This is a genomic window from Marichromatium purpuratum 984 (assembly GCF_000224005.2).
GTDB lineage: Bacteria > Pseudomonadota > Gammaproteobacteria > Chromatiales > Chromatiaceae > Marichromatium > Marichromatium purpuratum.
Map to the genome: position 1 here is coordinate 3,234,059 of NZ_CP007031.1, position 24,922 is coordinate 3,258,980.

Genomic DNA, 24,922 nt, shown 5'->3' on the forward strand with positions numbered 1-24,922 from the left:
TCCCACCTCCGCCGGCCACCGAGCGCAACGGAATCATGCAAAAGAACAAGAATCGCGCCCACCCCTCTCCGCTGTCCACCCCGATCTTCCTAACCCTCTTGATCCTGTCGCTGCTGCTCAGCGCCTGCGCGGTCGATCCGATCTGGGAAGAGGGGCAGACACTCTCGGAGGTCAGCGCCACCGAACTCGACCAGGCCAAGGCGCTGGCCGCCTCGGGGCGTTCGGCGCAGGCCGCCGAACGCTATCTGGCGCTGGCCGCCGAGTCCGAGCCGCCGGCCCGCGCCCAGCTGCGCCTCAAGGCCGCGCGCGTCCTGCTCGCCGCCGGCGACACCGGCGCCGCACGCAAGGCGCTCGCGGCGATCCGCCAGAGCGAGCTGAGCGCCGCCCAGCGCGAGCTGCTGCTGCTCACCGAGGCCGACCTGGAGCTGCTCGAGGGTCGGCCGCGCGAGGCCATCGCCCGGCTCGAGCGGGTCCGTCATCGCGCCCTGCCCGACGCGCTGCGGCTGCAGTACTACGGCACCCTGGCCTCGGCCGAGCGGCTGCTCGACCATCCGGTCGCCGCGGCACGGGCGCTCGACATGATCGACACCCTGCTCGAGCAACCGCAGGCGCGACTGGTCAATCAGGTCTCACTGCTCTCGACGCTGTCGCAGACCGCCCCCGCCCGACTCGACACCCTTGCCCGCGAGGGCAAGAGCCGGATGCGCGGCTGGGTCGAGGTGCTGCGCCTGAGCGAGCGCTGGGGCAACGACGCCTTCGCGCTCGCCCGCGAGTACCGCGCCTGGCGCGCCGCGCACGCCAAGCACCCGGCACTGCCCGAGCTGGCCACGGCCTACGTCAACCAGCTCGCCAGCGGCTATGCCAGGGACGACGTACTGACCGTGCTGCTGCCGCGCGGCGGGCGCTTCGCCGGAGCGGCCACGGCGGTACGCAACGGCATCGAGGCGGCGCGCGCGGCCGATGCCAGCGGACGCCGGCCGGCGCTGCGCTTCGTCAACAGTACCGACCCCGGCGCGGTGCGCAGGCTCCATGCCCGCGCCGCCAAGGGCGGCGCCGACTATGTCATCGGACCGCTGCAGAAGGCGAGCGTCGATGCACTCTCGCGCGCCGGTCGGCTGAGCGTGCCGACCCTCGCGCTCAACGAGACCACCCATCGCGAGGGCCATGCCAGCGGTCTCTACCAGTTCTCGCTCTCGCCCGACGACGAGGCCGCCGAAGTCGCGCACAAGGCGCGCGCCGCCGGTCTCAGACGCGCCCTGGTACTGCGCCCCGAGGGACGTTGGGGCGAGCGTCTGGCGCGCGCCTTCATCCACCAATGGCAGGGACTCGGCGGCATCCTCGTCGCCGAGCGCACCGTCGACGCCAGCAACGCGACCTATGCCCGACAGGTCACCGAGCTGACCGAGAACACCGCAGCCGATCTGGTGTTCCTGATCGCCACCCCGGATCTGGCGCGGCTGGTCAACCCGCTCATCAACAAGGCCAGTGGCGGGCGGCTGCCGGTGCTCGCCACCTCGCACGTCTACTCCGGCGGCTTCGAGCGGGTGCGCGATCGCGATCTGGTCGGACTCTATTTCGTCGACATCCCCTGGATGCTCGGCGTCGGCGGCCAGGGACCGCTGTCGCGCTATCGGATGATGGCCGGGCTCGACAATACCCCGGACCCGCTCGCCCGGCTCTATGCCATGGGCATCGACGCCTATCGGCTGGCGCCGCGCATGGAGGCTCTCGCCCGTCATCCCGGCAGCCTCTACCCGGGACAGACCGGCGGGCTCTCGGTCGACGCCTCGGGACAGATCCGTCGTCGTCTCAGCCTCGCGCGCTTCACCGTCGACGGGCCGCGCCCGGTCGAGGTCGAAGCCCTGCGCGCGGCGCGCTGAGGCACCCGATGGCGCTGCTCCCGGGCAGGCTCGGCGCGGCCAAGGAGCGACTCGCCGAGCGCTATCTGCGCACCCACGGGCTCACCACCGAGGCGCGCAACCATCGCTGCCGCCAGGGCGAGATCGACCTGGTGATGCGCGACGGCGACACCCTGGTCTTCGTCGAGGTGCGCTATCGCCGCAGCGAGCGCTACGGCAGCCCGGCGGCGACCGTCGACGCGCGCAAGCAACGCCGTCTGGCGGCCGCCGCCGCGCACTATCTGCAGCGCCATCCGACCATGCTATGCTGCCGCTTCGATGTGGTCGCCATCAGCGGCCAGGACCAGATCCAGTGGGTGAAACATGCCTTCTCGCTCGACGCCTGAGCGCGCGCGCACGAGGCGCGCGGCAACCCTAGCGCTCGTTCTCGCCAGCAGCCTGCTCGGCGGCTGTGGTGCCCTGGTGGTCGGCGGCATCACCGTCGGCGCCGCCGCGCTCTATGACCGCCGCCCCTATTACGTGGTCATCGACGACCAGCAGATCGAGATGAACGCGATCAGCGCCATCCAGCAGGACCGGGAGCTGCAGGACCACGCCCGCATCTCGGTCACCAGCTACAACTACACAGTGCTGCTCACCGGTCAGGCCGAGCGCGCCGAACTCGCCCAGCGCGCGGCCGACAAGGTCCGTCGTCTGGCCAAGGTGCAGCGGGTGGTCGACGAGATCACCATCGGCCCGCGGGTGAGCCTGGCGCGCAAGTCCGAGGACGCCTACCTGACCTCACGGGTCAAGCTGGCGCTGACCAAGGTCGACCTCGAGGACTTCGACGCCACCCGGGTAAAGGTGATCAGCGAGGACGGCGTGGTCTACCTCATGGGGCTGGTCAGCCCCGCCGAGGCCGATGCCGCGACCGAGAAGGCGCGCTATGTGCGCGGGGTCAAGCGCGTGGTGAAGCTCTTTGAATACCGTCCCACCGGCAACTGAACTGCCGCGCGCGCTGCGCGAACGGCTCGCCGCGATCGCCGGTCCCGGCAACCTGCTCACCGCCCCGGCCGACTGCTGGCCCTACGGCTACGACAACAGCCGCCGCCACGCCCTGCCCCAGGCGGTGGTGTTCGCCACCGACGAGGACCAGGTCGCCGCACTCGCCCAACTCTGTCATGACACCGGCACGGTGCTGACCGCGCGCGGGCGCGGCACCGGCACCTCCGGGGCCACGGTGCCCGATCACGGCGGCGTGGTGCTGTCGTTCGAGCGCATGGACCGGATCCTGCGCATCGACCCCGACAACCGTCTCGCGGTAGTCCAGCCCGGGGTGACCAACGGCGCGCTGCAGCAGGCGCTCGCCGCGTCCGGCTTCTTCTGGCCGCCGGATCCCTCCAGCGCCGCCACCTGCACCATCGGCGGCAACCTCGCCTACAACTCCGCCGGACCGCGCGCGGTCAAATACGGCACTCCGCGCGACAACACCCTGGGACTGCGCGCCGTCGACGGTCGCGGTCGGGTGCTGCGCACCGGGGTCAAGACCACCAAGGGCGTGGTCGGCTACGACCTCACCCGGCTGCTGATCGGCTCCGAGGGCACCCTGGGGCTGATCACCGAGGCGACGCTGCGTCTCACCCCGCTGCCCGAGACCAAGCGCACCCTGCGCGTCACCTACGGCGACATCCACGGCGCCGCGGCGGCGGTCTCGGCGATCATGGCGCAGCCGATCACCCCCTGCGCGCTGGAGTTCATGGACGCGCGCGCGCTGGAGATGGTCAGCCGCTATGCCGGGCTCGAACTGCCGGCGGGCGCGGGCGCGCTGCTGATGATCGAGGTCGACGGCCCCGAGGCCGGGATCGAGGCCGCGCTCGAGGCGGTGGCCGAGGCCGCGCGCGCGGGCGAGCCGATCGAGCTGCGCCGGGCCAACAGCGCCGCCGAGGTCGCCGCGCTGTGGAAGACGCGCAAGGCGCTGTCGCCGGCGCTACGTCATGTCGCGCCGAAAAAGATCAACGAGGACGTAGTGGTACCGGTCTCGCGCATGGGCGCCTTCATCGACGGACTCGACCGACTCGGGCGCGAACACGCCATCACCATCGTCAACTTCGGTCATGCCGGCAACGGCAACATCCACGTCAACCTGCTGATCGATCCCGACGACCCCGACGAGGTCGCCCGCGCCGCAACCTGTCTGGACGCGGTCTTCGCGCTGGTGATCGGGCTCGACGGCACCCTCTCGGGCGAGCACGGGGTGGGGCTGGAGAAGCGCGACTTCGTCGACCGCGAACTCGATCCGGTGGCGCTCGCGCTGATGCGCGAGATCAAGCAGGTCTTCGACCCCGCCGGCATCCTCAACCCCGACAAGGGGCTGCCGCCCGTCGACTGAGCGAGAGCGTTCAGACCTCCTCGGTCGGTGAGGTCGCGACACGGTCGATGTCGCCCTCGCCGTCCGTGTCTGCGGCCGCCGCCTCGCCGGTCTCGTTCAAGGCCCGCAGCAACAACTCGCGCTCGACGGCATCGAGACGCGTCTCCAGGGTCTCGAGATCTGCCGCGGCGCGCGCCTTGCGACAGACCGCACCGTGCAGCTCGATCAACAACGCCTCGGCCAGTGGCGAACCACAGGCCGCGGCCTGACTCAGCCACAGCACCCCGCCGGCGTCATCGCGTTCGCCGCAACGCCCGACCAACAGATCCCGCGCCAGCCAGCACATCGCATCGGCATATCCGGCACGCGCCGAGCGGGCGAACCACTCGCGCGCGCTCCCCAGGCGCTCGAGTTCGAGCAGCCGCAGCGCCAGGTCGCACTGCGCCTCGGCATCCCCACGGTCGGCGGCCAGCACCAGCGCCCGGGCCTCCGCATCGAGCACGCGGTCGGTCAGGGCCAGCACCTCAGCCAGGGGCACCGAGGTGCGTCGCCCCCGTCCCTCGCGAATCGCATGCAAGCGTCCGTCCTGGATATAGCGCCACAGGGTGCGCTTGGTCAGTCCGGTAATGGCGCTCGCGGTATCCAGACACACCGACGGCACGACCCCTCCAACACCTCAATTCAATACAGGGCGATTAGTTTAAATCGCCGACACAGAGGGGCGCCAACTCACCATCGGAGTCACACCTCGCAATAGCGACAAAACCTCATGTCACACCTTTGAACCGTGACAGAAGCGGTCCTGGAAAACCTCAAAACCTCGTCACCGATAGTGATGGGCGGTCGCCCCAAGAAGCCATCGGCACATCAAACCCAAGAAAGGCATGAAGAAAAGCGAAACAATGTAAAAGAAAACAAAATCACAATAACGAAGCAACGCGCCCAAAACAACCATCAAGGTTAAAAACAAACTATTCCAATGAAAAAGCAAACGCGATCATCAAGAATTCGCCGGCCAAACCGATCAAGCCATTTGAATTTCCTGGACATGAACAATGACGGCGGCTCGTCTGTCTCACTCCGAACACAGACATCGTCACATCGTCACATCCGAGAGCGATGACAAACCAAGCGACGAACACACACAATCAGTCGTTTAAATCGCCATTGGAAGTGGCCCGAAAGTTGTCTTGCATGGAGCAGATGCCAAGGCTTGTCGAGCACGCATCGCAGAGCGAACTCAATCCATAGAACGGAGAGCAGGAATGAAAAGACAGCAATCGGGATTCACGCTCATCGAGCTGATGATCGTCGTGGCGATCATTGGCGTATTGGCAGCGATTGCCATGCCCGCCTATCAGGACTATGTTGCCAAATCCCAGGTCGCGGCGGGGCTTGCCGAGATCACCCCCGGAAAAACCGAGATGGAGCTGATGGTCAACGAGGGACGAACCGCTGATTACAACGCGGTCACCGACCTCGGTCTCAAGGCCGCCACATCGAGCTGCAACGTCACGGCGAACGTCGACAATACGGGCGCCGGGACCATCGTCTGCACCCTGACCGGCAACCCCAAGATCATCGGGAAGAAGATCACTTGGACCCGGAGTACCGACGGGGAGTGGACCTGCGCGTTCGACGGCGACAAGAAGTTCGCCACCAAGGGCTGCCCGGCCTCCTCCTAAGCCTGGTGACAGGCTCGTCGAGACAGAGCGAGTCAGCGCGGCCCCGGCGTCAGGCCGGGGCGCGCCTTTCAGGGCGTCCCGACGTGAACCGCCAACCACACACAGGCCGGATCCGCCGAAGTAAACTCGACCCGGTGCGGGGTCTGGGCGGGGATCAGCCGGTAGTCACCGGCACGCAGCCGCACCCGTTCGCCGTCGATCCACAGCACGGCCTCACCCTGGAGCAGACAGACCCACTCGTCGTGCGGCTGATCGTAGTCGAGCGGCTCCGGGGTGGCGCTGCTGACGATACGCTCGATACGCGCCCCGGGACGGGCGAACAGGGTCTCGAAACGCTCGCCCTCGGCAGGAACCCGCAGGTGCTCGAGCAGGTTGCCCGCGCCGCTCACCCGCCGAGCACCATGGTCGCCAGCGCGCGCTGGATCGCGGCGACGTTCTCGCCACCGCGGATCTCGCGCACCAGCGGCGTGGGGTCGCTGCCGATCCACAGCTTGAACTCGGCGTCGAGGTCGAAGTGGCCGGCGGTCTCGACCGCGAAGCGGGTGATCGAGCGATAGGGGATCGACTGATACTCGACCTTGCGCCCGGTCAGTCCCTGCTTGTCGATCAGGATCAACCGCGCGTTGGTGAAGACGAACTGGTCGCGCACCAGCTGGAAGGCCAGTTCGACCCGCTCCCCGTCGGCGAGGATCGGTGCCAGCTCCTCGCCGACGGCCTCGGCATCGCGACTGGCGGCATTGCCGGTGATGGCACTCAACAGCCCCATGATCTGACCTCCCCTTTCCTGCGGATATGCCTACCGACCCGGACGCACCAGCGCGCCGAGCCCCATGGATTCGAGTTCGCCGAGCAGCAGCCGGCGCACCGAGGCGCCGTCCTCGCACTGCAGCGCCATCTGCAACACCTCGCGTGCGCGTGCACGACTGATGCTGCGGATCACCCGCTTGACCCGCAACAGACTGCCCGCGCCCATGCTCAGGCTGTGCACGCCCATGCCAAGCAGCAGGAAGATCGCCAGCGGGTCGCCGGCCATCTCGCCACAGACGCTGACCTCGCGCCCGTGCACCCGCGCGCCGGAGACGATCTGCATCAGTGCGCGCAGCACCGCCGGGTGGAATTCGTCATACAGCTCGGCCACGTGCGGGTTGTTGCGATCGACCGCGAGCAGGTACTGGGTGAGGTCGTTGGTGCCGACCGAGAGGAAGTCGACCCGGCGCGCCAGCGAGTCGATCAGATAGACCGCCGCCGGCACCTCGATCATCACCCCCACCGGCGGCATCCGCACCTGATAGCCCTCCTCGCGCAGCTCGTCGTGGGCGCGATGGATGAGCTGCAGCGCATCCTCCAGCTCGGTGATGGTGCTGATCATCGGCAGCAGCAGCTGCAGGTTGTCGAGCCCGACGGCGGCGCGCAGGATGGCGCGCACCTGGGCGAGGAAGATCTCGGGGTGATCGAGGGTGATGCGCACCCCGCGCCAGCCGAGGAAGGGGTTGCCCTCCTGCATCGGGAAATAGGGCAGCGGCTTGTCGCCGCCGATGTCGAGGGTGCGGATGGTCACCGGGCGCGGCGCGAACAGCTCCAGCACCTGACGGTAGTTGGCCATCTGCGCCGCCTCGCCGGGGAAGCTGTCACGCACCAGGAAGGGTAGCTCGGTGCGGTAGAGCCCGACCCCGGCCGACTCCTCGATGCCCAGCGGACGGCTCTCGGAGACCAGACCGGTGTTGAGATAGAGCGGCACCTGATAACCGTCGGTGGTCTCGGCCGGGAGGTGACAGAGCGCCTTGAGCTCCTTGGTAAGGGCGACGTCGTCCTCGGCCAGGCGCAGGTACTCGGTGCGCACCGCCGGCGTCGGCGAGACATAGACGCGACCGCGATAGCCGTCGACGATCATCTCGCGCCCCTCGACCCGGCTCACCGGCAGGTCGGAGACCCCCATCGCCGCCGGGATGCCCATGCTGCGGGCGAGGATGCCGACGTGCGACGAACCCGAGCCCCGCGTCGAGACGATGCCGGCGAGGCGCTCGCGCGGCACCTCGGCGATCTGCAGCGCGCTGATCTCCTCGCCGACGAGGATGGTCTGCTCGGCATGACGCAAGGGGTCGACGGTGCGGTTCTGCAGGTGCATGAGGATGCAGCGCCCGAGGTCGCGGATGTCCGAGGCGCGCTCGCGCAGATAGGCGTCATCCATTTCGTCGAACACCCGGGTGTGATCGGCGATGGTCTCGCGCAGCGCGCCCGGCGCCCAGTTGCCGGCACGGATGCGCCCGAGGGTACCGTCGACCAGGGTGTCGCTCTCGAGCATCAGTCGCCAGGCGTCGAACAGCGCCATGTCCTCGGCGCCGAGATGGCTGTGGCTGTGGCTGGCGAAGCGGTCGAGGTCGGCCGCGACCTGATCGAGCGACTCGCGGAAGTGGTCGATCTCGCCCTCGACGTCCTCGGGGACGCGATCGGGCACGGCGTCGAGATCAGCGGGCGGGTAGACCACCACCGCCTGCCCCATGCCGACCCCCGGCGAGGCGGCCAGTCCGGGCAGGAAGCGCTGCGGGATGCCGTCGTCCTGCAGCCGCGCCAGTTCTCCACTGGTGCGGGCGAAGGTGATAGCGCCGGCGAGCTGCGAGGCCAGGGTGACGACGAAGGTGACCTCGGCATCGTCGAAGTGACGCTTGTCGCGCTGGCGCAGCACCAGCACCCCGAGCACCTTGCGGTTCTGGATGATCGGGGCGCCGAGGAAGCCGTGATAGCTGGTCTCGCCGGTGTCGGTGATGCACTGGTAGCGCGGGTGGGTGAAGGCGTCGTCGAGGTTGATCGGCTCGGCGCGCTCGCTGACCAGACCGATCAGCCCGCGGCCCATCTCCAGGCGCACCCGACCGACCGCCGCGGCACGCAGCCCGTCGCTGGCCTGGAGCACGTGATGACGCTTGTCGAAGTCGTTGAGATAGACCGAACAGACGTCGGCCCCGACGGCCAGTTTGACCCGCTGTACGATGATCGCCAGCGCCTGTTCGAGATCCCGGGCGTTGTTGACTTCCTGGACGATGCGGCGCAGGGCTTCGAGCATAGAGGGAGCGGGACTCTAGAGAGATGGATGGATGAATGTGGGTCGGCAGAGCCGTCGGCCGGGGTTACAGAGACCTCCGGCCATGCCGCAGTCGACTCAGCGGCGCCGCTGACGCAGCAGCGCGCCGCCGGCCGACTGGCGCGGTCGCTGACGCAGCTCGCGGGTCGGCGCGCCCTCGGGATAGAGCGCGGGGGCAAGCTCCTCGAGCGCCTGCAGATAGACGTGACGCTTGAAGTAGACGACCTCGCTGAGCGGCTGCCAGTAACGGACCCAGCGCCAGGCGTCGAACTCGGGCTTGTCTGAATGATCGAGGCGGAAAGCGCCCTCGTCGCAGTCGACGCGGAGCATGAACCACACCTGCTTCTGACCGATGCAGGTCGGGCCGCAGTGACGGCGGATGTAGCGCTTGGGGAGGTGGTAGCGCAACCAGCCACGGGTACTGCCGAGGATGGTGACCTGGTCGTGGTCGAGCCCGACCTCCTCCTGGAGTTCACGGAACATCGCCTGCTCGGGGGTCTCGTCGGAGCGGATGCCGCCCTGCGGGAACTGCCAGGCGTTCTGTCCGATCCGCCGGCCCCAGAATAGACGGCGCTCCCGATTGCTCAGGATGATGCCTACGTTCGGTCTGAAGCCGTCGTGATCGATCACGTCACTCTGTCCCACTGGATCGCGCCTTCGCATTCTTCCATACCCCGTTGATAGCGGCAAGCGAAGACCCGAGTAAGCGTCTGCAAACCAAGGGCTTTCCCGTATACCGCGCACCGCCTCCCGGCACTGGCGCGGCGCGTGCTTGCAAGGATCCGGGGAATCCCGGACCATCGAGCGGCGGGCTCGCGCCCAAGGAGCGCCCCCTCTCCCGCCGCCCGCCCAACCCATCCACACCAACAGCCATCAGGATTCACCGCCCGATGCCACTAGCGATCTTCGATCTCGACAACACCCTGCTCGCCGGGGACTCCGATCACCTCTGGGGCGAGTACCTGGTCTCCCAGGGCATCGTCGACGGCGAGCACTACGCCCGTGAGAATACCCGCTTCTACCACGACTACCGCAACGGCACGCTCGACATCGACGCCTTCCTGCGCTTCACGCTGCGGCCCTTGAGCGAGCTGCCGCGCGAACGCCTCGAGGCGCTGCGCGCCGACTTCCTCGAGACCTGCATCGCCCCGATCATGCTCGAGCAGGCGCATGCGTTGATCGCGCGTCACCGCGACGCCGGCGACACCCCAATGATCATCACCGCCACCAACGCCTTCATCACCGCGCCGATCGCCGCGCGCTTCGACATCCCGCACCTGCTCGCCACCCTGCCGGCCGAGCGTGACGGGCGCTATACCGGCGAGGTCGAGGGCACCCCGACCTTTCGCGAGGGCAAGGTCGAGCGACTCGCCGCCTGGCTCGCCGAGCACGACCGCGACCTCGCCGGCAGCCACTTCTACAGCGACTCGCACAACGACCTGCCGCTGCTCGAGCGGGTCGCGCACCCGGTCGCGGTCGATCCCGACCCGCAACTGCGCGCCACCGCCGAGGCCCGCGGCTGGCCGGTGATCTCGCTGCGCGCCTGATCCCCCGACGTCGTCCGGCGGTCTTCATGCTGGCGTCATCTCACCCACACCGCCCCGCAACAGTCGCGACCTACCATCAGCCTCTCAGTCAATCAGGGAAACAGCAGAGGGTCTGCAATGGTCGCATCCGCGTCTGCGTCGGTCGTCAAGCGCACCGAACGTCTCTACGTCGAACTGGCCTCGTCCACGCAAGAAGTCCGCGAGGCCCTGGCCCTGCGTCATCGGGTGTTCGCCGGCGAGATGGGGGCGACGCTCGACAGCCTCACCCCGGGGCTCGACGAGGATGCCTTCGATGCCTATTGCCAGCATCTGCTGGTCCGCGAGGGGCGCAGCGGACGCATCATCGGCTGCACCCGACTGTTGCTCGACAACCAGGCGGCCCGGCTCGGACGTTTCTACTCCGAGGGCGAGTTCCGACTCGATGCGGTACTGGCGCTGCCCGGGCGCAAGCTCGAGATCGGGCGTACCTGCATCGACCCGGCCTATCGCCAGGGTCCGGCGATCGCGGTGTTGTGGTCGGGACTGGCCGGCTTCATCCATCTCCATGGGGTGGACTATCTGTTCGGCTGCGCCAGCGTGCCGCTCGGCGAGCACGACCTGCAGGCGGCGGCGATCATGAACCGGCTGCGCCGCCAGGCGCTGGCGCCGGAGACGCTGCGAGTCACCCCGCGCGCGCCGCTGCACACCGAACACGCCTCGGACGACAACCTCGACGCCCCGCTGCCGGCGCTGCTGCGCGCCTATGTCAGGCTCGGCGCCAAGGCATGCGGCGAACCCTGCCGCGACCCCGACTTCGGCGTCGCGGACGTACTGATGCTGCTCAATGTCGATGAACTCAACCCAAGCTACTCCAGACACTTCCTCGAACGCGCCGCGCAATCCTGAACGGGCCGGCGTGCTGACGACCGGCTGGCGCCTGCTGCGCCTGGTCGAGCACCTGCTCACCGGAACCATGATCGGTCTTTGGATCCATCTACTCGATCGCCTCGGCCACCCACCGGCCTGGACCGCGCGCGCGGTGCGTTGGTGGAACCGGCGACTGTGCCGGGTGCTCGGCCTGACCCTGGAGGTCAGCGGCCGGGTGGCACCGGGCGCGCTGGTGGTCGCCAACCATGTCTCCTGGCTCGACGTACCGGTGCTCGGCGCCCAAGGCGAACTGGGTTTCCTGTCGAAGTCCGAGGTGCGGCGCTGGCCGTTGATCGGCTGGCTGGCGCACCTCGCCGGCACCCATTTCATCGTCCGTGGCGCCCACCAGACCGAACAGGTGATGCAAGGCATCGCCGATGACCTGCGCGGCGGGCGCGCGGTGGTGATCTTCCCCGAGGGCACCACCAGCGACGGCCAGGGACTGCGCCGCTTCCACCCGCGGCTGTTCGCCCTCGCCCAGATCCCCGGCACCCGGGTCCAACCGGTAGCCATCCGCTACCAGTACGCCGATCATCCAGCGCCGGAACGGGCCGCCGCCTATACCGACGACGACAACCTGGTCCTCAGCCTGCTGCGCATCGTGCGTCACCCGGCGCTGCGGGTCAGGATCGAGTGTCTGGCGCCACTGGCGCCGGCGCCGAGCGCAAGACGTCACGAACTGGCCGCGCAGACCCGCACGGCCATCGCCCGATCACTGGACCTGCAGCCCGAAGCCGCCTGAGCCATGAACACCACCGCCCCCCGGCCCACCGTGTTGAGTGTCGCCATCGTCACCGAGACCTACCCCCCGGAGATCAACGGCGTGGCGCACACCATGCGCCACCTCGCCGAGGGACTGACAGCGCGCGGTCACCGGGTCAGGGTGGTACGTCCGCGCCAGCGCGACGAGTCGGGCGCAACCCCGATCGAGATCGTGGTCCCCGGACTGCCGATCCCCGGCTATCGCGGGCTGCGCTTCGGTCTGCCGGTCTACTGGCGGCTGCGCCGATTGTGGCGCCGCACCCGCCCGGACCTGGTCTATATCGCCACCCAGGGACCACTCGGGCACGCCGCGCTCGCCGCGGCACGTTCGCTCGGGGTCGCAACGGTCACCGGCTTCCACACCCAGTTCCACCAATACAGCCAGCACTATGGGCTGGGCATGCTCACCCGCCCGATCGTCGCCACGCTGCGCCGTTTCCACAACCGCTCGCAGGCCACCCTGGTGCCCACCGAGGCGCTGCGCGAGACGCTCACCGTCTCCGGTTTCACCAATGTCCAGGTGTTCGGGCGCGGGGTCGACATCGAGCGCTTCTCGCCGCGCTGGCGTGACCCGGCGCTGCGCCGCGCCTGGGGCTGCGAGACGGACGACCTGGCGGTGCTCTATGTCGGGCGGATCGCCGCGGAGAAGAACCTCGAGCTGGCCTGCGCCGCCTTCGAGGCGATCCGCACTGAGCACCCGGGCGCGCGCTTCGTGCTCGTCGGCGACGGACCGGAGCTGGCGCAGCTGCGCCGCAGCGCCCCCGACTATGTCTGCACCGGGGCGAAGACCGGCCAGGCGCTCTCGGCCCACTATGCCTCGGGCGACCTGTTCCTGTTCCCCAGCGAGACCGAGACCTTCGGCAACGTGGTCACCGAGGCAATGGCCAGCGGCCTGGCGGTGATCGCCTACGACGACGCCGCCGCACACACATACATTGACCCCTGGCGAAACGGCGTTACAGTGCCGTTAGGCGAGCGCGACGACTACCTCCGGGCCGCACGCGAGGCGGCAAGCGATCGCGCGCGACTGCGCCGGATGGGCGAGGCGGCCCGTCACGACGCCGAGGGCATGAGTTGGGGACGCGTCCTCGAGGGACTCGAGGAGCGACTGATCGAAGTCATCCATCGACAGCGTCGCAGCGGAGACTTGTCATGCAGATGTGGCTACAACACCTGAACGACCTGGAGTCGACGCTCTGCCGAGCCTGCAGCCGCCCGAGCCGGCGGCAGTGGATCCAGCGCAGCTTCGCCCTGATCAGCCGGCTCGGCGACGGCATCTTCTGGTACAGCCTGATCGCGCTGCTGCCACTAACCCACGGCGCCTACGGGCTGCAGACCAGTCTGCACATGCTGCTCACCGGCGGGGTGGCGCTGGCGCTCTACAAGTCGCTCAAGCGCTTCACCCGCCGCGAGCGGCCCTGTAACCACGCCAGCGACATCGTCGCCCTGGTGCCGCCACTCGACCGCTACAGCTTCCCCTCGGGGCACACCCTGCACGCGGTGGTCTTCACCATGGTGGCGACCCACTACTTCCCTCAACTTGCCTGGATCCTGGTGCCCTTCACCCTGCTGGTGGCCGGCTCGCGGGTGATTCTCGGACTGCACTACCCGAGCGACGTGCTGGTGGCCACCGGCATCGGCCTGCTGCTCGCCGACACCAGCCTGGCACTGCTCGACTAGCCATCCCGCAGAACGCAAAACAGGACGCCGGGCTTGTGCCCGGCGTCCTGTCGCACGCCCCACGAAGGGGCAATCAGGCTTGGCCTTGCTTACTTCGAGGCGGGCTGAGCCGGCTGCGCAGGCTGAGCCGGAGCTGCCGGAACCGGGGCGCCATAGGGCGCACCGTAGGGCGCGGCGTAAGGACCACCGTAGTAGGGCGCGCCATAGCCGTAGTAGGGGTAGCCGCCGTAGTAGGGGTTGTCGTAGCCATAGCCGTAACCACGACCGTAGCCGCGACCGCGACCGTAACCGCGACCACCGCCGCTCATGTTCATGTTGAAGTCGCCCCAACCGTCTCCGAACATGTCGTTGAACATGTCGCCGAAGCCGGAACCATAGCCCGGGCCGTAACCACCGCCCGGCCCCCACCAGGCAGAAGCGGAAGCGGAGGCACCCAGGAGGGCAGCGACTGCAGCGGCGGTAGCAAGCTTTTTCATTGATCTCTCCGGTCGTTGGAATTCGATCTGATGGCAAACCCGGTCGCCGCAAGCGGCGACGACGGAATGGATTATATTAGAAAATAATTAAATATGGAAATTATTTCCTCTCAGTCTCCCGCAACCGCCGCGCGACCGCGCTGAGATCTTCCCAGGACTTGGCCTTCTGCGCCGGCGAGCGCAGCAGATAGGCGGGATGATAAGTCACCCGCAGCGGAATGCGCGCATCGCCGACCTCGAACCAGCGCCCCCGCAGCCGACCCACGCTGACATCGGTATTGAGCAGGTGTTGGGCCGAGATCCGCCCCAGCGAGAGGATCAGGGTCGGCTCGATGAGCGCGATCTGACGTTGCAGATAGCCCTCACAGCGGGCCATCTCCTCGGGGTGCGGGTCACGGTTGCCGGGCGGGCGACACTTGAGCACATTGGCGATGAAGACCTCCTCGCGCGCCAGCCCGATCGCCGCGAGCATGCGCGTGAGCAGCTGACCGGCGCGTCCGACGAACGGCTCGCCCTGACGATCCTCGTCGGCGCCCGGGGCCTCGCCGATCAGCATCAGCCGGGCATTGCGCGCGCCGCTGCCGAAGACGCTGTGCTGTCGGGTCTCGTGCAGCGCACAGCCACGACAGCCGTGCACCGCGCGCGCCAGCTGCTCCCAATCCATCGTGGCGACCGCCGGGACCGCGGCGGATGCAGCGGGCGCGAACAGATCATCGGCCGGCGGCTCGGGCGCGGGCGCGCGCGGCGCCACCGTGCGCTCGGTGAAGGGCGCCGGCTCGGACGAGGACGGTGCGCAGGGCGGCGGCATCGGTACCGGCGGCGGCTCGGGGGCACGCGGCGCGGGTCGGGGCCGTGCCGGCTCGAGGGTCGCGGGCGGCGCCTGTGGCGGGACCGCCGGCGGCATCTCGAGCGGCGACGCCGCGGCGCCATCGTGCTCGTCCGTGCGCGGCTGCCAGGCATGCACCCCCATCCGCGCCAGATAGCTCAGACGACGTTGCTCGTCCATCCCGACTCAGACGTCCGCGCCCTGCGGGTGGGCGCGGTGGCTGCCGTGCAGCACCTTGTTGCAGGCGTTGACATAGGCCTTGGCCGAGGCGATGACGATATCGATGTCGGCGCCCTGTCCGTTGACCACGCGCCCGCCCTTCTCCAGCCGCACCGTCACCTCGCCCTGGGCGTCGGTGCCGCTGGTGATGGCGTTGACCGAGTAGAGCTTGAGCTCGGCGCCGCTCTCGACCACCGACTCGATGGCGCGGAAGGCGGCGTCGACCGGACCGCTGCCGCTCGCCGCCGCGCTGCGCTCAACGCCGTCGATGGCGAGCACCAGCTCGGCGTTCGGGGTCTCGCCGGTCTCCGAGCACACCCGCAGCGAGACCAGCTTGACGCGCTCGTTGGCGGCATCGAGGTTGGCGTCGGTGACCAACGCCTGCAGGTCCTCGTCGAAGATCTCGTGCTTCTTGTCGGCGAGGTCCTTGAAGCGGGCAAAGGCGGCGTTGAGTTCCTCCTCGGAGGCGAACTCGATGCCGAGGTCGTGGAGCCGGCTGCGGAAGGCGCTGCGCCCCGAGTGCTTGCCCAGCACCATGCGGTTCTCGCTCCAGCCGACGTCCTGGGCGCGCATGATCTCGTAGGTCTCGCGGTTCTTCAGCACGCCGTCCTGGTGGATGCCCGACTCGTGGGCGAAGGCGTTGGCGCCGACCACCGCCTTGTTGGGCTGGACGGTGAAGCCGGTGATGCCCGAGACCAGGCGCGAGCAGGTGACGATCTGGGTGGTGTCGAGCCGGGTGTCGCAGTCGAAGAGGTCCTGACGGGTGCGCACCGCCATCGCAATCTCCTCGAGCGCAGCGTTGCCGGCACGCTCGCCGAGCCCGTTGATGGTGCACTCGACCTGACGCGCGCCGTTGCGCACTGCCGCCAGGGAGTTGGCCACCGCCAGCCCGAGGTCGTTGTGACAGTGCACCGAGAGCACCGCGCGATCGGCATTGGGCACGCGTTCGCGCAGCGCCGCAATCACCGCGCCGAACTGATCGGGGATGTTGTAGCCGACGGTGTCGGGGATGTTCACCGTGGTCGCCCCGGCCTCGATCACCGCCTCGGTGATGCGACAGAGGAAGTCGATCTCCGAGCGCCCGGCGTCCTCGGCGGAGAACTCGACGTCGTCGGTGTAGCGTCGCGCCCGCCGCACCGCTGCCACCGCCTGCTCGATCACCTGCTCGGGCTGCATCCGCAGCTTCTTCTCCATGTGGATCGGCGAGGTGGCGATGAAGGTGTGGATACGCCCGGCGTTGGCCTTGGCCAGCGCCTCGCCGGCGCGGTCGATGTCCTTGTCGAGCGCCCGCGCCAGACCGCAGACACGGCTGTCCTTGATCTGCTCGGCGACCGCCGCGACGGCCTCGAAGTCGCCGGGGCTGGCGATCGGGAAACCGGCCTCGATGACGTCCACGCGCAGTCGTTCCAGGGCCTTGGCGATGCGCACCTTCTCGTCGCGCGTCATCGAGGCCCCGGGGCTCTGCTCGCCGTCACGCAGAGTGGTGTCGAAGATGATCAAGTGGTCTTTGTCGCTCATGGCTCTTCTCTCGCTACGCCTGGAGGCCCTGCCAGGCCGATACTGATGGCTGTGATGGGGCCGCGTGCCCCGCCGTCGTCCACCACGGGACGACGCCCCGGCCCGCTCAGCGGGCGGAGCGGGCTGCGGACCTGGGACGGGATGGGGAGACAGGTCGACGCGGCGCGTCTCCGCATCTTCGCAGCCTCACCCCGTGCTGTCACTGGGTTGTCGACGGTGATGCTGGTAAATTTGCCGGAGACGTCGACGAGACGCCACCGAGCGGTCCACGATCATGCCCGTCACCGACACCACCAACCTCCCCATGCCGGATCTGCACGATCTAGAGCTGCTGCTGCGCGCCGACACCCCGATCCTGATCATCGAATCGGTCGAGGAGCCGCGCGTGGTCGAGCTGTTCGCCGGACTGGCGATCCGTCTCGGCCAGCCCGCCTTCCGCTGGACGGTGACCGAGGGACTGCGCCGGCTCGAGTTCGACGCCGAGCCGCAACGCAACCTCGCCGAGCCGCGCCAGGCGCTGCGCCACATCCACGCGCTCGATCAGCCCGGGCTCTATCTGCTGCTCGATTTCCACCCCTATCTCGACGACCCGATCCACGTCCGTTTGCTCAAGGAGATCGCCCAGACCCATGCCACCTGCGCGCGCACCCTGGTGCTGGTCAGCCACGGGCTCGAACTGCCCGCCGAGCTGCGTCATCTGAGCGTGCGCTTCCAGCTGCGCCTGCCCGAGCGCAAACGCATCATGGAGCTGATCCGCGAGGAGGCCCGCGCCTGGCAGGAAGCCGCGCCCGGGCGCGCGCTGCGCGCCAGCCGCGAGGCCGTCGAGCAGCTGGCCAACAACCTGCTCGGTCTCACCGAGTCCGATGCCCGGCGACTGATCCGCAACGCGGTGCGTGACGACGGCGCCATCACCCGCGACGACGTCGCCGCCCTGCGCCGCGCCAAGTACGCCCTGCTCAGCCCCGACGGCGTGGTCTCCTTCGAGTACGACACCCGCACCTTCGCCGACATCGCCGGGCTCGACAACCTCAAGGCCTGGCTCGACCGGCGACGCGCGCCCTTCCTCGACGCCGACGAGCGTCGCGACCGCCCGCGCGGCATCCTCCTGCTCGGGGTCCAGGGCGGCGGCAAGAGCCTCGCGGCCAAGGCCGTCGCCGGGCGCTTCGGGGTGGCGCTGCTGCGTCTCGACTTCGCCACCCTCTACGACAAGTACATCGGCGAGACCGAGAAGAACCTGCGTCAGGCGCTGCGCACCGCCGAGGTGATGGCCCCCTGCGTGCTGTGGATCGACGAGATCGAGAAGGGGCTGGCCAGCGGCTCGGGTGACGACGGCGTCGGCCGTCGCGTGCTCGGCACCCTGCTCACCTGGATGGCCGAACGGCGCGCCCGGGTCTTCCTGGTGGCCACCGCCAACGACGTCTCGCGTCTGCCGCCCGAGCTGCTGCGCAAGGGCCGCATCGACGAGCTGTTCTTCGTCGACCTGCCCGATGCCGGGGTGCGTCGCGAGGTCTTCACCATCCATCTCGCGCGCCGCGGCATCGACCCGACCGCACTCGATCTCGACACCCTCGCCGCGGCCAGCGAGGGCTTCACCGGCGCCGGGATCGAGCAAGCGGTGGTCGCCGCCTGCTATGCCGAGGACGGCGCCGAGCGCCGCCCCGACACCGAGGCGCTGCTCGCCGAGCTGGCCGCCACCCAGCCGCTGGCGGTGGTGATGGAGGAGCGGATCGCGGCACTGCGCGCCTGGGCGCGCGAGCGCACCGTGCCGGCCCACACCTCGGCCGAGATGGGCTGAGAGCCAGGCGCGCCCTCACCGCCACGCTTGACAATCGCCCCGCCGCAACGACTATCCAGCGATCAGACGACGATCGGCCCGTCGCCACAGACGCACGCGTCATCGCGGCGCGGTGCATGATCAGCCCCGTCCATTCCGCGAGAGCAGACGATGCAATACAAGGATTACTACAAGACCCTCGGGGTGGCGCGCGACGCCTCCCAGGACGAGATCAAGCGGGCCTATCGCAAGCTCGCACGCAAGTATCACCCGGACGTCAGCAAGGAGTCCGACGCCGAGGCCCGCTTCAAGGAGATCAACGAGGCCAACGAGGTGCTGCACGACCCCGAGAAGCGCGCTGCCTACGACGCCCTCGGCAGCGGCTGGCGCGCCGGCCAGGACTTCCGCCCGCCGCCCGGCGGCGGGCGACGCGGCCACTACCGCTTCGATGCCGAGGACGTCGGCGACTTCAGCGACTTCTTCTCCAGCATCTTCGGACGCGCCTTCGGCGGCGCCGAGCCGCCGCGACGCCGCGGCCAGGACCAGACGGTACGCATCGCCCTCGATCTCGACGAGGCCTATCGCGGTGTCACCCGCCAGGTGCGGGTCGAGTCCTCGGGCAACGCTCGCACCCTCAAGGTCCGCATCCCCGCCGGGGTTACCCAGGGCCGACAGATCCGGCTCGCCAGCCAGGGCGGTGCCGGACTCGGCGGCGGACCGGCCGGCGACCTCTACCTCGAGGTCGAGCTGCGCCCGCACCCGCACTTCACCCCGGACGGACGCGATATCCACCTGCGCCTGCCGCTGGCGCCTTGGGAGGCGGCGCTCGGCGCCGCGGTGAGCGTGCCCACCCTCGGCGGCACCGTCAGCCTGAAGATCCCGCCGGGCTCGCAATCCGGGCAGCGGCTGCGACTCAAGGGGCGCGGGCTGCCCGGCGATCCGCCCGGCGACACCCTGGTGACGCTCGAGATCCAGGCCCCGCCGGCGACCACCGAGGCGGCGCGGCGTGCCTACCGCAAGCTCGCCGAGCAGCTAGACTTCAACCCGCGCGCCGACCTCGGGGTGTAGCGCGCGGCTCAATGAGGGAGGACATCGCCGATGCAGCAGCTGGAGCGGATCTTCGAGGGCATCGTGCTCGACGAGGGCCTGAGCCTGTCGCTGGTCGAGCTGTGCGTGCTCTGCGACGCCGAGCACCACCTGATCGAGTGCATGGTCGCCGAGGGGCTGCTCAACCCCTGCGGCAGCCTCCCCGCCGAGTGGCGTTTCGACGGGGTCGCGGTGCGCCGCGCGCGCCGCGCCGTACGGCTGCGCCACGACCTCGACCTCAACCTCGCCGGTACCGCGCTGGCGCTCGACCTACTCGAGGAGAACGAGCGCCTGCGCGAGCGACTGCAGGTGCTCGAGCAGCACCTCGGCGCCCCCGGCACGCCGCGCTGAGCGAGGCTCAGCCGACCTCCAGACGCATCGACAGATCGACCGCGGTCACGTCCTTGGTGAGCGCGCCGACCGAGATGCGGTCGACCCCGGTTTCGGCGATGCCGCGAATGGTCTCGAGGTTCACCCCACCGGAGGCCTCCAGGCGCGCCCGCCCGGCGCTCAGCGCCACCGCCTCGCGCAGCTGGTCGTTGCCGAAGTTATCGAGCAGCACCGTCGGCGCACCGGCGGCCAGCGCCTGCTCGAGTTCGGCGAGCGACTCGACCTCGACGATGATCTCCAGCCCGGTGTCCAGCGCCCGCGCCGCAGCCACCGCCGCGGCGATCGAGCCGGCGGCGAGGATGTGGTTCTCCTTGATGAGGATGGCGTCGTGCAGCCCCATGCGGTGGTTGGTGCCGCCACCGCAGCGCACCGCGTACTTCTGCTGCAACCGCAGCCCCGGCAGGGTCTTGCGGGTGTCGAGCACCGCCACCGGCAGCCCGGCGACGGCGTCGGCGAAGCGACGGGTGCGGGTGGCGGTGCCCGAGAGGGTCTGCAGCAGGTTCATCGCCGTGCGCTCGCCGGTGAGCAGCGCACGCACCGGACCGGTGATCACGCACAGCCGCTGCCCCGGCGCGACGCGCTCGCCGTCGGCCGCCTCCCAGTCGATGCGGATCGTCGGATCGAGGGCGTGGAACACCGCCTCGAACCAGTCCCGGCCGCAGAGCACCGCCGACTCACGGGTGATTAGCTCGGCGCGCGCCTGCTGATCGACGGGCAGCAACGCAGCGGTGACGTCGCCACTGCCGAGGTCCTCGGCGAGCGCCGCGCGCGCCTGTTCGCGGATCAGTGAGGGATCGAGGGGCTGGGGGCTGTGCATGGGTATCGGTGTCCTGTGTCGTCGGCGACCGGGCGCACCACCGGCGGGCGCCCATCGAGGGGGGCGATCATGCCACAGCCGCGACGTCCGGGCGCAGCCCGGGCGCCGGGGTCATCACAGCGTTGACGCCATCGGCGCGGCTCATTAACGTTCGTCGCGTACCTGATGCGCCGTTCGGCGCCGGTGACGACCCGAGGAGAGTGACGCGATGACACGAGTGGTATTGGTGACCGGCGCGGCGGGCTTCATCGGCGGCCATCTGGTCGAGTCGCTGCGCGCCGACGGGATCGCGGTGCGCGCTCTGGTGCGCCCCGGCGAGAACTGCGCGGTGTTGAGCGCCTGCGGCGCCGAGATCCGTCACGGCGACCTCACCGACGCGGCGAGCCTGGAGGCGGCGCTCGCCGGGGTCGGGCAGGTCTATCACCTCGCCGCCGTCTCCAGACACGACGCCCGGGTCCCCGACGCGCGCTACCGGGCGGTCAACGTCGAGGGCACCCGGCTGCTGCTCGAGGCCGCGCGCCGCGCCGGCGCGCGCCGTTTCGTGTTCACCGGCACCATCGAGGCGGTGGGCACCTCGCGCGACGGGCGCCCGCTCACTGAGGACAGCCCCCAGCACCCGCGCAACATCTATGGCCGGAGCAAGCTCGAGGCCGAGCGACTGGTGCGCGCGGCCGCCGCCGACGGCGGCCTGGAGACGGTGGTGGTGCGCCCGCCGATGACCTATGGCGAACGCGAGCCGATCCTGCTCGGACGGCTCTTCCGGGTGATCGACAAGGGACTCTACCCGCTGATCGGCCCGCGCGAGGTGCTCACCGAGTTCTGCTATGTCGGCAACCAGGTCGCCGGGCTGCGCCTGGCCGCCGAGCACGGCCGTCCGGGCGAGGTCTATTTCATCTCCGACGCGCGCTCCTACTCGCTCGAGGAGATCGTCCACGCCATCGCCGCCGAGCTGGGGGTGCAGGTGTGGACCCCGCGCCTCCCGATCCCGCTGGCGCGCGCCATCGGGCTCGGCTTCGAGGGGCTGGGCAAGGTGCTGCCCTTCTACCCCTTCCTCATCCCCCAGACCGGACGCCCGCCGTTCTCGCGCAAGACCGTCGAGTGGACCGCCGAGAGCCGGCTCTATGTCGACATCGGCAAGGCCCGCGCCGAACTCGGCTACCGCCCGCCCCACTCGCTCGCCGCGGGCATCGCCCGCACCGTCGCCTGGTATCGCGACCAGGGCCTGCTGCGCCCGCCGCGCGACTGATCCCAACCCACAGCCACGGACCCCCGAGATGCCGCTACCGCTGTTCGACCGTCTGCGCCGCCGCCAGGAGATCATCGTCGTCTCCGGCCTGCCCCGCTCGGGCACCTCGATGATGACCGCCATGCTCGCCGCCGGCGGGGTGGAGGTGTTCACCGATGCCGCGCGCGCGGCCGACGCCGACAACCCACGCGGCTACTTCGAGCACGAACGGGTGAAACGGCTGCGCGAGGAGGATCCGGGCTGGCTGCGCGCGGCCCGCGGCAAGGCGATCAAGGTGGTCGCGCCGCTGCTCGACGCCCTGCCCCCGGGACACCGCTACCGGGTGCTGTTCATGCGTCGCGACCTCGCCGAGGTGCTGGCCTCGCAGCGCGCCATGCTGGTGCGTCGCGGCACCGACCCCGACAAGATCGACGACGCCACCCTGGGAACGCTCTACCGCCGCCAGCTCGCCACGCTCGAGGGCTGGCTCGCCGCGCAGCGTCACATCCAGGTGCTCGACGTCGACTATGCGCGCGCCATCGCCGAGCCCGCCGCCGAGGCGGCGCGCGTGGCCGACTTCCTCGACCGCCCGCTCGACCGCGAGGCGATGGCCGCAGTCGCCGACCCCGGGCTCTATCGCCAGCGCCAGGGGGGCGCGCGATGATCGTGCACGAGCACCCGGCGCGCGACCTGCTGCGACTGCTGATCTGGTATCCGCTGCGCTGGTTCTGCGCGCGCGCGCCGATCGCGCTCAACCTGCGGCTGTTCGCCGCCATGGGACGCTTGCACCTGGCGCTCTCCGGCGCGCGCCGCGCGCAACTGCGCGCGCGCTTCGCCCGCGCCTATCCCGCCGCCGACGCGGCGCGGATCGCCGCCTGGAGCCGCACCTATCTGATCAACCACTATGTCGACCGGCTGTCGATCTTTCACTACCACCGGCTGCACGGGCGGGCGCTGTCGCAGATGATCGAGATCGCCGGTCGCGACCGGCTCGACGCCGCGCTCGCCGAGGGACGCGGCTGCGTGCTGGTGCACGCCCATCTCGGCCCCTCGCAGCTGCCGCTGGTCACGCTCGGTCGTCTCGGCTACCCGATGACCCAGCTCGGGTTGCGCTCGGCGCAAGGGCTCTCATTCATCGGTCGTCGTGTCCAGCTTCACCACCGGCTGCGGCTCGAGGAGGCCTTCCCGGCAGAGATGCTCTATGTCGCGCGCTTCCAGCGTCAGCTCCACCGCAGTCTCGCCGCCGGGCGGGTGCTGATGATGGCCGGCGACGGCACCGGCACCACCGAGCGCTATGGTCATCACCTGCCCCACGTCTGCTGCGGCCACACCCTGGAGCTGCCGCTCGGCCCCTTCCGCCTGGCCCGAAGCACCGGCGCGCCGCTGCGCTTCCTCTTCCTGGCCCGCGACGGCGCCCGTCGCTACCGCGCGGTCATCGAGTCGCCGCCGCCCGGAGTCGAGACCCCGGAGACGCTGCAACAGGCCTTCGTCGCGCGGCTACGTCACTGGATCGACAGCGACCCCGGGCTGTGGCAGTTCTGGGACCAGTTCGCAGCCGAGGATACCTCGGCTGCGAGCATCTCGCAGAGCACGGTGAACACCTGATCGACCCCGAGCTGGCGCATGCACCACTGCCGCTCGGGGTGACGACAGACATGTTCGTCACAGCCGGCGCGACACCACAAATCGGCCACTTCCACCACCCGATGACCGTTGCCATAGGGACGGGTCTCGCGGCTCGATGAAGGTCCGAACAGCGCCAACGCCGGCGTTCCCAGGGCGGCGGCCAGGTGTAGCGGCGCGCTGTCGTTGCACACCAGCACCCGCGCCTCGCGCAGCAGCGCGGCCATCGCTCGCAACCCCAGTTGACCGCTGAGATCGTGCACCCGGGGTCCACCGGCACCGGCCACCTCGGCCGCCAGCGCGCGCTCGTCCGGGCCGCCGAACAGCACCACGGCAAGCCCCAACCGTCGACCAATCTGCTCGACCAGGGCGCCATAGCGCGCCGCCGGCCAACACTTGAGCACCAGGCGCGAGCCGGGGTGAACGGCCACGAAAGGCCTGGTGATCCCCCGCTCGGCGAGCAATTGCCGCGCCGCCGCGCGCTCGGCACTGCTGTGGTGGACACCCCAGTGCACGCCCTCGACCCGGCAGCCGAGTGCACGACAGAGATCGAGGTGATACTCCACCTTGTGTTTCAGCCCCGGATAGGGCACCACCCGGGTGAGCATCCAGGCCCCGCCACCGACGCCGTAACTGACCTTGTGGGTCGCCTGCAGCGGGCGCACCAGCATCAGGATCTCGCGGATGTCGGCGCGCGCCTCGATCACCAAGTCGAAGCGCCGGTGACGCATCCGCCAACGCCAGCGCAGATAGTCGAGCGGACCGCTGTGGTCGCTGAACCAGAAGGGGTCGTAGGTGATCAGCGCGTCGAGGTCGGGGTTGCCCTCGAGCAAGGGCGCCGCGCCGGCGGCGGTGAGCAGGGTGATGCGCGCGTCCGGGAAGCGCTCGCGCAGCGGGCGCAGCATCGGCATCGTCATGATCACGTCGCCCAGATAGAGCGTGCGGATCAGCAGGATCTCGCGCACCTCGGCGGGGTCGATCGGACGCGGCTGACGGCGCCATCGCCAGGGTAGGCTCAGCGGTGCACCGATCAGGTCGGCGAGCCGGGTCAGCCAACGCTTGCGGGCATTGACGATCTTGTAGTGGGTGCGACTCATGCGTCTTCC

The 24,922-nt window shown here is 69.5% G+C and carries 26 protein-coding genes; 16 read left to right on the top strand and 10 right to left on the bottom strand.

What is annotated here, in order from left to right; translation table 11 throughout:
- The first annotated feature begins 35 nt into the window (after positions 1-35).
- Genes MARPU_RS14025 through MARPU_RS14040 form a run of 4 tightly spaced genes read left to right on the top strand, consistent with a single transcriptional unit; the run spans position 36 to position 4,227 of the window.
- Positions 36-1,880: a penicillin-binding protein activator gene (locus MARPU_RS14025; RefSeq protein ID WP_005221082.1), complete on the top strand. Its 1,845-nt coding sequence runs from the start codon at positions 36-38 to the stop codon at positions 1,878-1,880.
- 8 nt (positions 1,881-1,888) lie between these two features.
- Positions 1,889-2,245, top strand: coding sequence for a YraN family protein (locus MARPU_RS14030; protein WP_005221081.1), 357 nt, complete (start codon positions 1,889-1,891; stop codon positions 2,243-2,245).
- Positions 2,223-2,843: a BON domain-containing protein gene (locus MARPU_RS14035; protein WP_005221079.1), complete on the top strand. Its 621-nt coding sequence runs from the start codon at positions 2,223-2,225 to the stop codon at positions 2,841-2,843. The genes MARPU_RS14030 and MARPU_RS14035 overlap by 23 nt, the downstream gene beginning before the upstream one ends.
- The gene (locus MARPU_RS14040) at positions 2,818-4,227 is read left to right on the top strand and encodes an FAD-binding oxidoreductase (protein ID WP_005221078.1); all 1,410 of its coding nucleotides are present in this window, start codon (positions 2,818-2,820) and stop codon (positions 4,225-4,227) included. The genes MARPU_RS14035 and MARPU_RS14040 overlap by 26 nt, the downstream gene beginning before the upstream one ends.
- Positions 4,228-4,237: 10 nt before the next feature.
- On the opposite strand, the gene MARPU_RS14045 is transcribed toward MARPU_RS14040, so the two are convergent.
- The gene (locus tag MARPU_RS14045) at positions 4,238-4,858 is read right to left on the bottom strand and encodes a hypothetical protein (protein ID WP_025275366.1); all 621 of its coding nucleotides are present in this window, start codon (positions 4,856-4,858) and stop codon (positions 4,238-4,240) included.
- 613 nt (positions 4,859-5,471) lie between these two features.
- Here MARPU_RS14045 and MARPU_RS14050 point away from each other — a divergent pair.
- Positions 5,472-5,891 carry a pilin gene (locus MARPU_RS14050; RefSeq protein ID WP_005221074.1) on the top strand — a complete coding sequence of 140 codons (420 nt, stop codon included), beginning with the start codon at positions 5,472-5,474 and terminating at the stop codon, positions 5,889-5,891.
- A 68-nt stretch (positions 5,892-5,959) separates the two neighbouring features.
- Here the strand turns inward: MARPU_RS14050 and MARPU_RS14055 are convergent, their stop codons facing one another.
- The 4 genes from MARPU_RS14055 to MARPU_RS14070 all read right to left on the bottom strand — a co-directional run bounded on the left by MARPU_RS14055 (position 5,960) and on the right by MARPU_RS14070 (position 9,597).
- The gene (locus tag MARPU_RS14055) at positions 5,960-6,280 is read right to left on the bottom strand and encodes a cupin domain-containing protein (protein ID WP_005221070.1); all 321 of its coding nucleotides are present in this window, start codon (positions 6,278-6,280) and stop codon (positions 5,960-5,962) included.
- A complete protein-coding gene (locus tag MARPU_RS14060) occupies positions 6,277-6,657 on the bottom strand; it encodes a PH domain-containing protein (protein WP_005221068.1) in 381 nt (126 codons plus the stop codon). Before MARPU_RS14060 ends, MARPU_RS14055 begins: the two co-directional genes overlap by 4 nt.
- Before the next feature lie 30 nt (positions 6,658-6,687).
- Entirely contained in the window at positions 6,688-8,949 is a 2,262-nt protein-coding gene (gene ptsP, locus MARPU_RS14065) for a phosphoenolpyruvate--protein phosphotransferase (protein WP_005221067.1), read from the bottom strand.
- A 96-nt stretch (positions 8,950-9,045) separates the two neighbouring features.
- A complete protein-coding gene (locus MARPU_RS14070; protein WP_025275367.1) occupies positions 9,046-9,597 on the bottom strand; it encodes an RNA pyrophosphohydrolase in 552 nt (183 codons plus the stop codon).
- A 260-nt stretch (positions 9,598-9,857) separates the two neighbouring features.
- Here MARPU_RS14070 and MARPU_RS14075 point away from each other — a divergent pair, with 260 nt between their 5' ends.
- The 5 genes from MARPU_RS14075 to MARPU_RS14095 all read left to right on the top strand — a co-directional run bounded on the left by MARPU_RS14075 (position 9,858) and on the right by MARPU_RS14095 (position 13,862).
- Positions 9,858-10,514, top strand: coding sequence for a histidinol-phosphatase (locus tag MARPU_RS14075; RefSeq protein ID WP_005221063.1), 657 nt, complete (start codon positions 9,858-9,860; stop codon positions 10,512-10,514).
- Between the two features lie 117 nt (positions 10,515-10,631).
- Complete coding sequence (locus MARPU_RS14080) at positions 10,632-11,399, top strand: GNAT family N-acetyltransferase (protein WP_005221061.1); 768 nt, start codon at positions 10,632-10,634, stop codon at positions 11,397-11,399.
- A 10-nt stretch (positions 11,400-11,409) separates the two neighbouring features.
- Positions 11,410-12,162, top strand: coding sequence for a lysophospholipid acyltransferase family protein (locus MARPU_RS14085; RefSeq protein ID WP_025275368.1), 753 nt, complete (start codon positions 11,410-11,412; stop codon positions 12,160-12,162).
- A gap of 3 nt (positions 12,163-12,165) precedes the next feature.
- On the top strand, positions 12,166-13,359 hold the full coding sequence (locus tag MARPU_RS14090) for a glycosyltransferase family 4 protein (protein WP_005221057.1): 1,194 nt from the start codon (positions 12,166-12,168) through the stop codon (positions 13,357-13,359).
- Positions 13,335-13,862, top strand: a complete 528-nt coding sequence (locus MARPU_RS14095) for a phosphatase PAP2 family protein (RefSeq protein WP_005221055.1) — start codon at positions 13,335-13,337, stop codon at positions 13,860-13,862. The genes MARPU_RS14090 and MARPU_RS14095 overlap by 25 nt, the downstream gene beginning before the upstream one ends.
- Before the next feature lie 89 nt (positions 13,863-13,951).
- Here MARPU_RS14095 and MARPU_RS14100 read toward each other — a convergent pair whose 3' ends face one another.
- The 3 genes from MARPU_RS14100 to MARPU_RS14110 all read right to left on the bottom strand — a co-directional run bounded on the left by MARPU_RS14100 (position 13,952) and on the right by MARPU_RS14110 (position 16,901).
- Positions 13,952-14,338 (bottom strand): sulfur globule family protein, encoded by a 387-nt coding sequence (locus MARPU_RS14100; RefSeq protein ID WP_005221052.1) that lies wholly within the window; start codon positions 14,336-14,338, stop codon positions 13,952-13,954.
- 100 nt (positions 14,339-14,438) lie between these two features.
- Positions 14,439-15,344: a uracil-DNA glycosylase gene (locus tag MARPU_RS14105; RefSeq protein WP_025275369.1), complete on the bottom strand. Its 906-nt coding sequence runs from the start codon at positions 15,342-15,344 to the stop codon at positions 14,439-14,441.
- Positions 15,345-15,350: 6 nt separating this feature from the next.
- Positions 15,351-16,901, bottom strand: a complete 1,551-nt coding sequence (locus MARPU_RS14110; protein WP_005225089.1) for a 2-isopropylmalate synthase — start codon at positions 16,899-16,901, stop codon at positions 15,351-15,353.
- Between the two features lie 274 nt (positions 16,902-17,175).
- Between MARPU_RS14110 and MARPU_RS14115 the strand changes: the two genes are divergently transcribed.
- The 3 genes from MARPU_RS14115 to MARPU_RS14125 all read left to right on the top strand — a co-directional run bounded on the left by MARPU_RS14115 (position 17,176) and on the right by MARPU_RS14125 (position 20,112).
- Positions 17,176-18,696, top strand: a complete 1,521-nt coding sequence (locus MARPU_RS14115; protein WP_005225088.1) for an AAA family ATPase — start codon at positions 17,176-17,178, stop codon at positions 18,694-18,696.
- A gap of 150 nt (positions 18,697-18,846) precedes the next feature.
- Complete coding sequence (locus tag MARPU_RS14120) at positions 18,847-19,743, top strand: DnaJ C-terminal domain-containing protein (protein WP_005225087.1); 897 nt, start codon at positions 18,847-18,849, stop codon at positions 19,741-19,743.
- A 30-nt stretch (positions 19,744-19,773) separates the two neighbouring features.
- Positions 19,774-20,112 (top strand): chaperone modulator CbpM, encoded by a 339-nt coding sequence (locus MARPU_RS14125; RefSeq protein WP_005225086.1) that lies wholly within the window; start codon positions 19,774-19,776, stop codon positions 20,110-20,112.
- A gap of 7 nt (positions 20,113-20,119) precedes the next feature.
- Here the strand turns inward: MARPU_RS14125 and nadC are convergent, their stop codons facing one another.
- Entirely contained in the window at positions 20,120-20,968 is an 849-nt protein-coding gene (nadC, locus tag MARPU_RS14130; RefSeq protein WP_005225085.1) for a carboxylating nicotinate-nucleotide diphosphorylase, read from the bottom strand.
- 208 nt (positions 20,969-21,176) lie between these two features.
- On the opposite strand from nadC, the gene MARPU_RS14135 reads away from it, so the two are divergent.
- The 3 genes from MARPU_RS14135 to MARPU_RS17335 are packed head-to-tail and all read left to right on the top strand — an operon-like array spanning position 21,177 to position 23,798.
- Complete coding sequence (locus tag MARPU_RS14135; RefSeq protein ID WP_005225084.1) at positions 21,177-22,214, top strand: NAD-dependent epimerase/dehydratase family protein; 1,038 nt, start codon at positions 21,177-21,179, stop codon at positions 22,212-22,214.
- Between the two features lie 28 nt (positions 22,215-22,242).
- Positions 22,243-22,857 carry a sulfotransferase gene (locus MARPU_RS14140; protein ID WP_005225083.1) on the top strand — a complete coding sequence of 205 codons (615 nt, stop codon included), beginning with the start codon at positions 22,243-22,245 and terminating at the stop codon, positions 22,855-22,857.
- On the top strand, positions 22,854-23,798 hold the full coding sequence (locus MARPU_RS17335; RefSeq protein WP_005225082.1) for a lysophospholipid acyltransferase family protein: 945 nt from the start codon (positions 22,854-22,856) through the stop codon (positions 23,796-23,798). The genes MARPU_RS14140 and MARPU_RS17335 overlap by 4 nt, the downstream gene beginning before the upstream one ends.
- Here MARPU_RS17335 and MARPU_RS14155 read toward each other — a convergent pair.
- Positions 23,696-24,913 carry a glycosyltransferase family 9 protein gene (locus tag MARPU_RS14155; protein WP_005225081.1) on the bottom strand — a complete coding sequence of 406 codons (1,218 nt, stop codon included), beginning with the start codon at positions 24,911-24,913 and terminating at the stop codon, positions 23,696-23,698. The two genes, MARPU_RS17335 and MARPU_RS14155, sit on opposite strands and share 103 nt — an antisense overlap.
- Positions 24,914-24,922 lie beyond the last annotated feature (9 nt).

Coding starts and splice junctions, on each gene's coding strand:
- MARPU_RS14025 (WP_005221082.1), top strand. CDS start 36: ATGCAAAAGAACAAGAATCGCGCCCACCCCTCTCCGCTGTCCACCCCG.
- MARPU_RS14030 (WP_005221081.1), top strand. CDS start 1,889: ATGGCGCTGCTCCCGGGCAGGCTCGGCGCGGCCAAGGAGCGACTCGCC.
- MARPU_RS14035 (WP_005221079.1), top strand. CDS start 2,223: ATGCCTTCTCGCTCGACGCCTGAGCGCGCGCGCACGAGGCGCGCGGCA.
- MARPU_RS14050 (WP_005221074.1), top strand. CDS start 5,472: ATGAAAAGACAGCAATCGGGATTCACGCTCATCGAGCTGATGATCGTC.
- MARPU_RS14060 (WP_005221068.1), bottom strand. CDS start 6,657: ATGGGGCTGTTGAGTGCCATCACCGGCAATGCCGCCAGTCGCGATGCC.
- ptsP (WP_005221067.1), bottom strand. CDS start 8,949: ATGCTCGAAGCCCTGCGCCGCATCGTCCAGGAAGTCAACAACGCCCGG.
- MARPU_RS14075 (WP_005221063.1), top strand. CDS start 9,858: ATGCCACTAGCGATCTTCGATCTCGACAACACCCTGCTCGCCGGGGAC.
- MARPU_RS14080 (WP_005221061.1), top strand. CDS start 10,632: ATGGTCGCATCCGCGTCTGCGTCGGTCGTCAAGCGCACCGAACGTCTC.
- MARPU_RS14090 (WP_005221057.1), top strand. CDS start 12,166: ATGAACACCACCGCCCCCCGGCCCACCGTGTTGAGTGTCGCCATCGTC.
- MARPU_RS14095 (WP_005221055.1), top strand. CDS start 13,335: ATGCAGATGTGGCTACAACACCTGAACGACCTGGAGTCGACGCTCTGC.
- MARPU_RS14100 (WP_005221052.1), bottom strand. CDS start 14,338: ATGAAAAAGCTTGCTACCGCCGCTGCAGTCGCTGCCCTCCTGGGTGCC.
- MARPU_RS14105 (WP_025275369.1), bottom strand. CDS start 15,344: ATGGACGAGCAACGTCGTCTGAGCTATCTGGCGCGGATGGGGGTGCAT.
- MARPU_RS14110 (WP_005225089.1), bottom strand. CDS start 16,901: ATGAGCGACAAAGACCACTTGATCATCTTCGACACCACTCTGCGTGAC.
- MARPU_RS14115 (WP_005225088.1), top strand. CDS start 17,176: ATGCCCGTCACCGACACCACCAACCTCCCCATGCCGGATCTGCACGAT.
- MARPU_RS14120 (WP_005225087.1), top strand. CDS start 18,847: ATGCAATACAAGGATTACTACAAGACCCTCGGGGTGGCGCGCGACGCC.
- MARPU_RS14125 (WP_005225086.1), top strand. CDS start 19,774: ATGCAGCAGCTGGAGCGGATCTTCGAGGGCATCGTGCTCGACGAGGGC.
- nadC (WP_005225085.1), bottom strand. CDS start 20,968: ATGCACAGCCCCCAGCCCCTCGATCCCTCACTGATCCGCGAACAGGCG.
- MARPU_RS14135 (WP_005225084.1), top strand. CDS start 21,177: ATGACACGAGTGGTATTGGTGACCGGCGCGGCGGGCTTCATCGGCGGC.
- MARPU_RS14140 (WP_005225083.1), top strand. CDS start 22,243: ATGCCGCTACCGCTGTTCGACCGTCTGCGCCGCCGCCAGGAGATCATC.
- MARPU_RS17335 (WP_005225082.1), top strand. CDS start 22,854: ATGATCGTGCACGAGCACCCGGCGCGCGACCTGCTGCGACTGCTGATC.
- MARPU_RS14155 (WP_005225081.1), bottom strand. CDS start 24,913: ATGAGTCGCACCCACTACAAGATCGTCAATGCCCGCAAGCGTTGGCTG.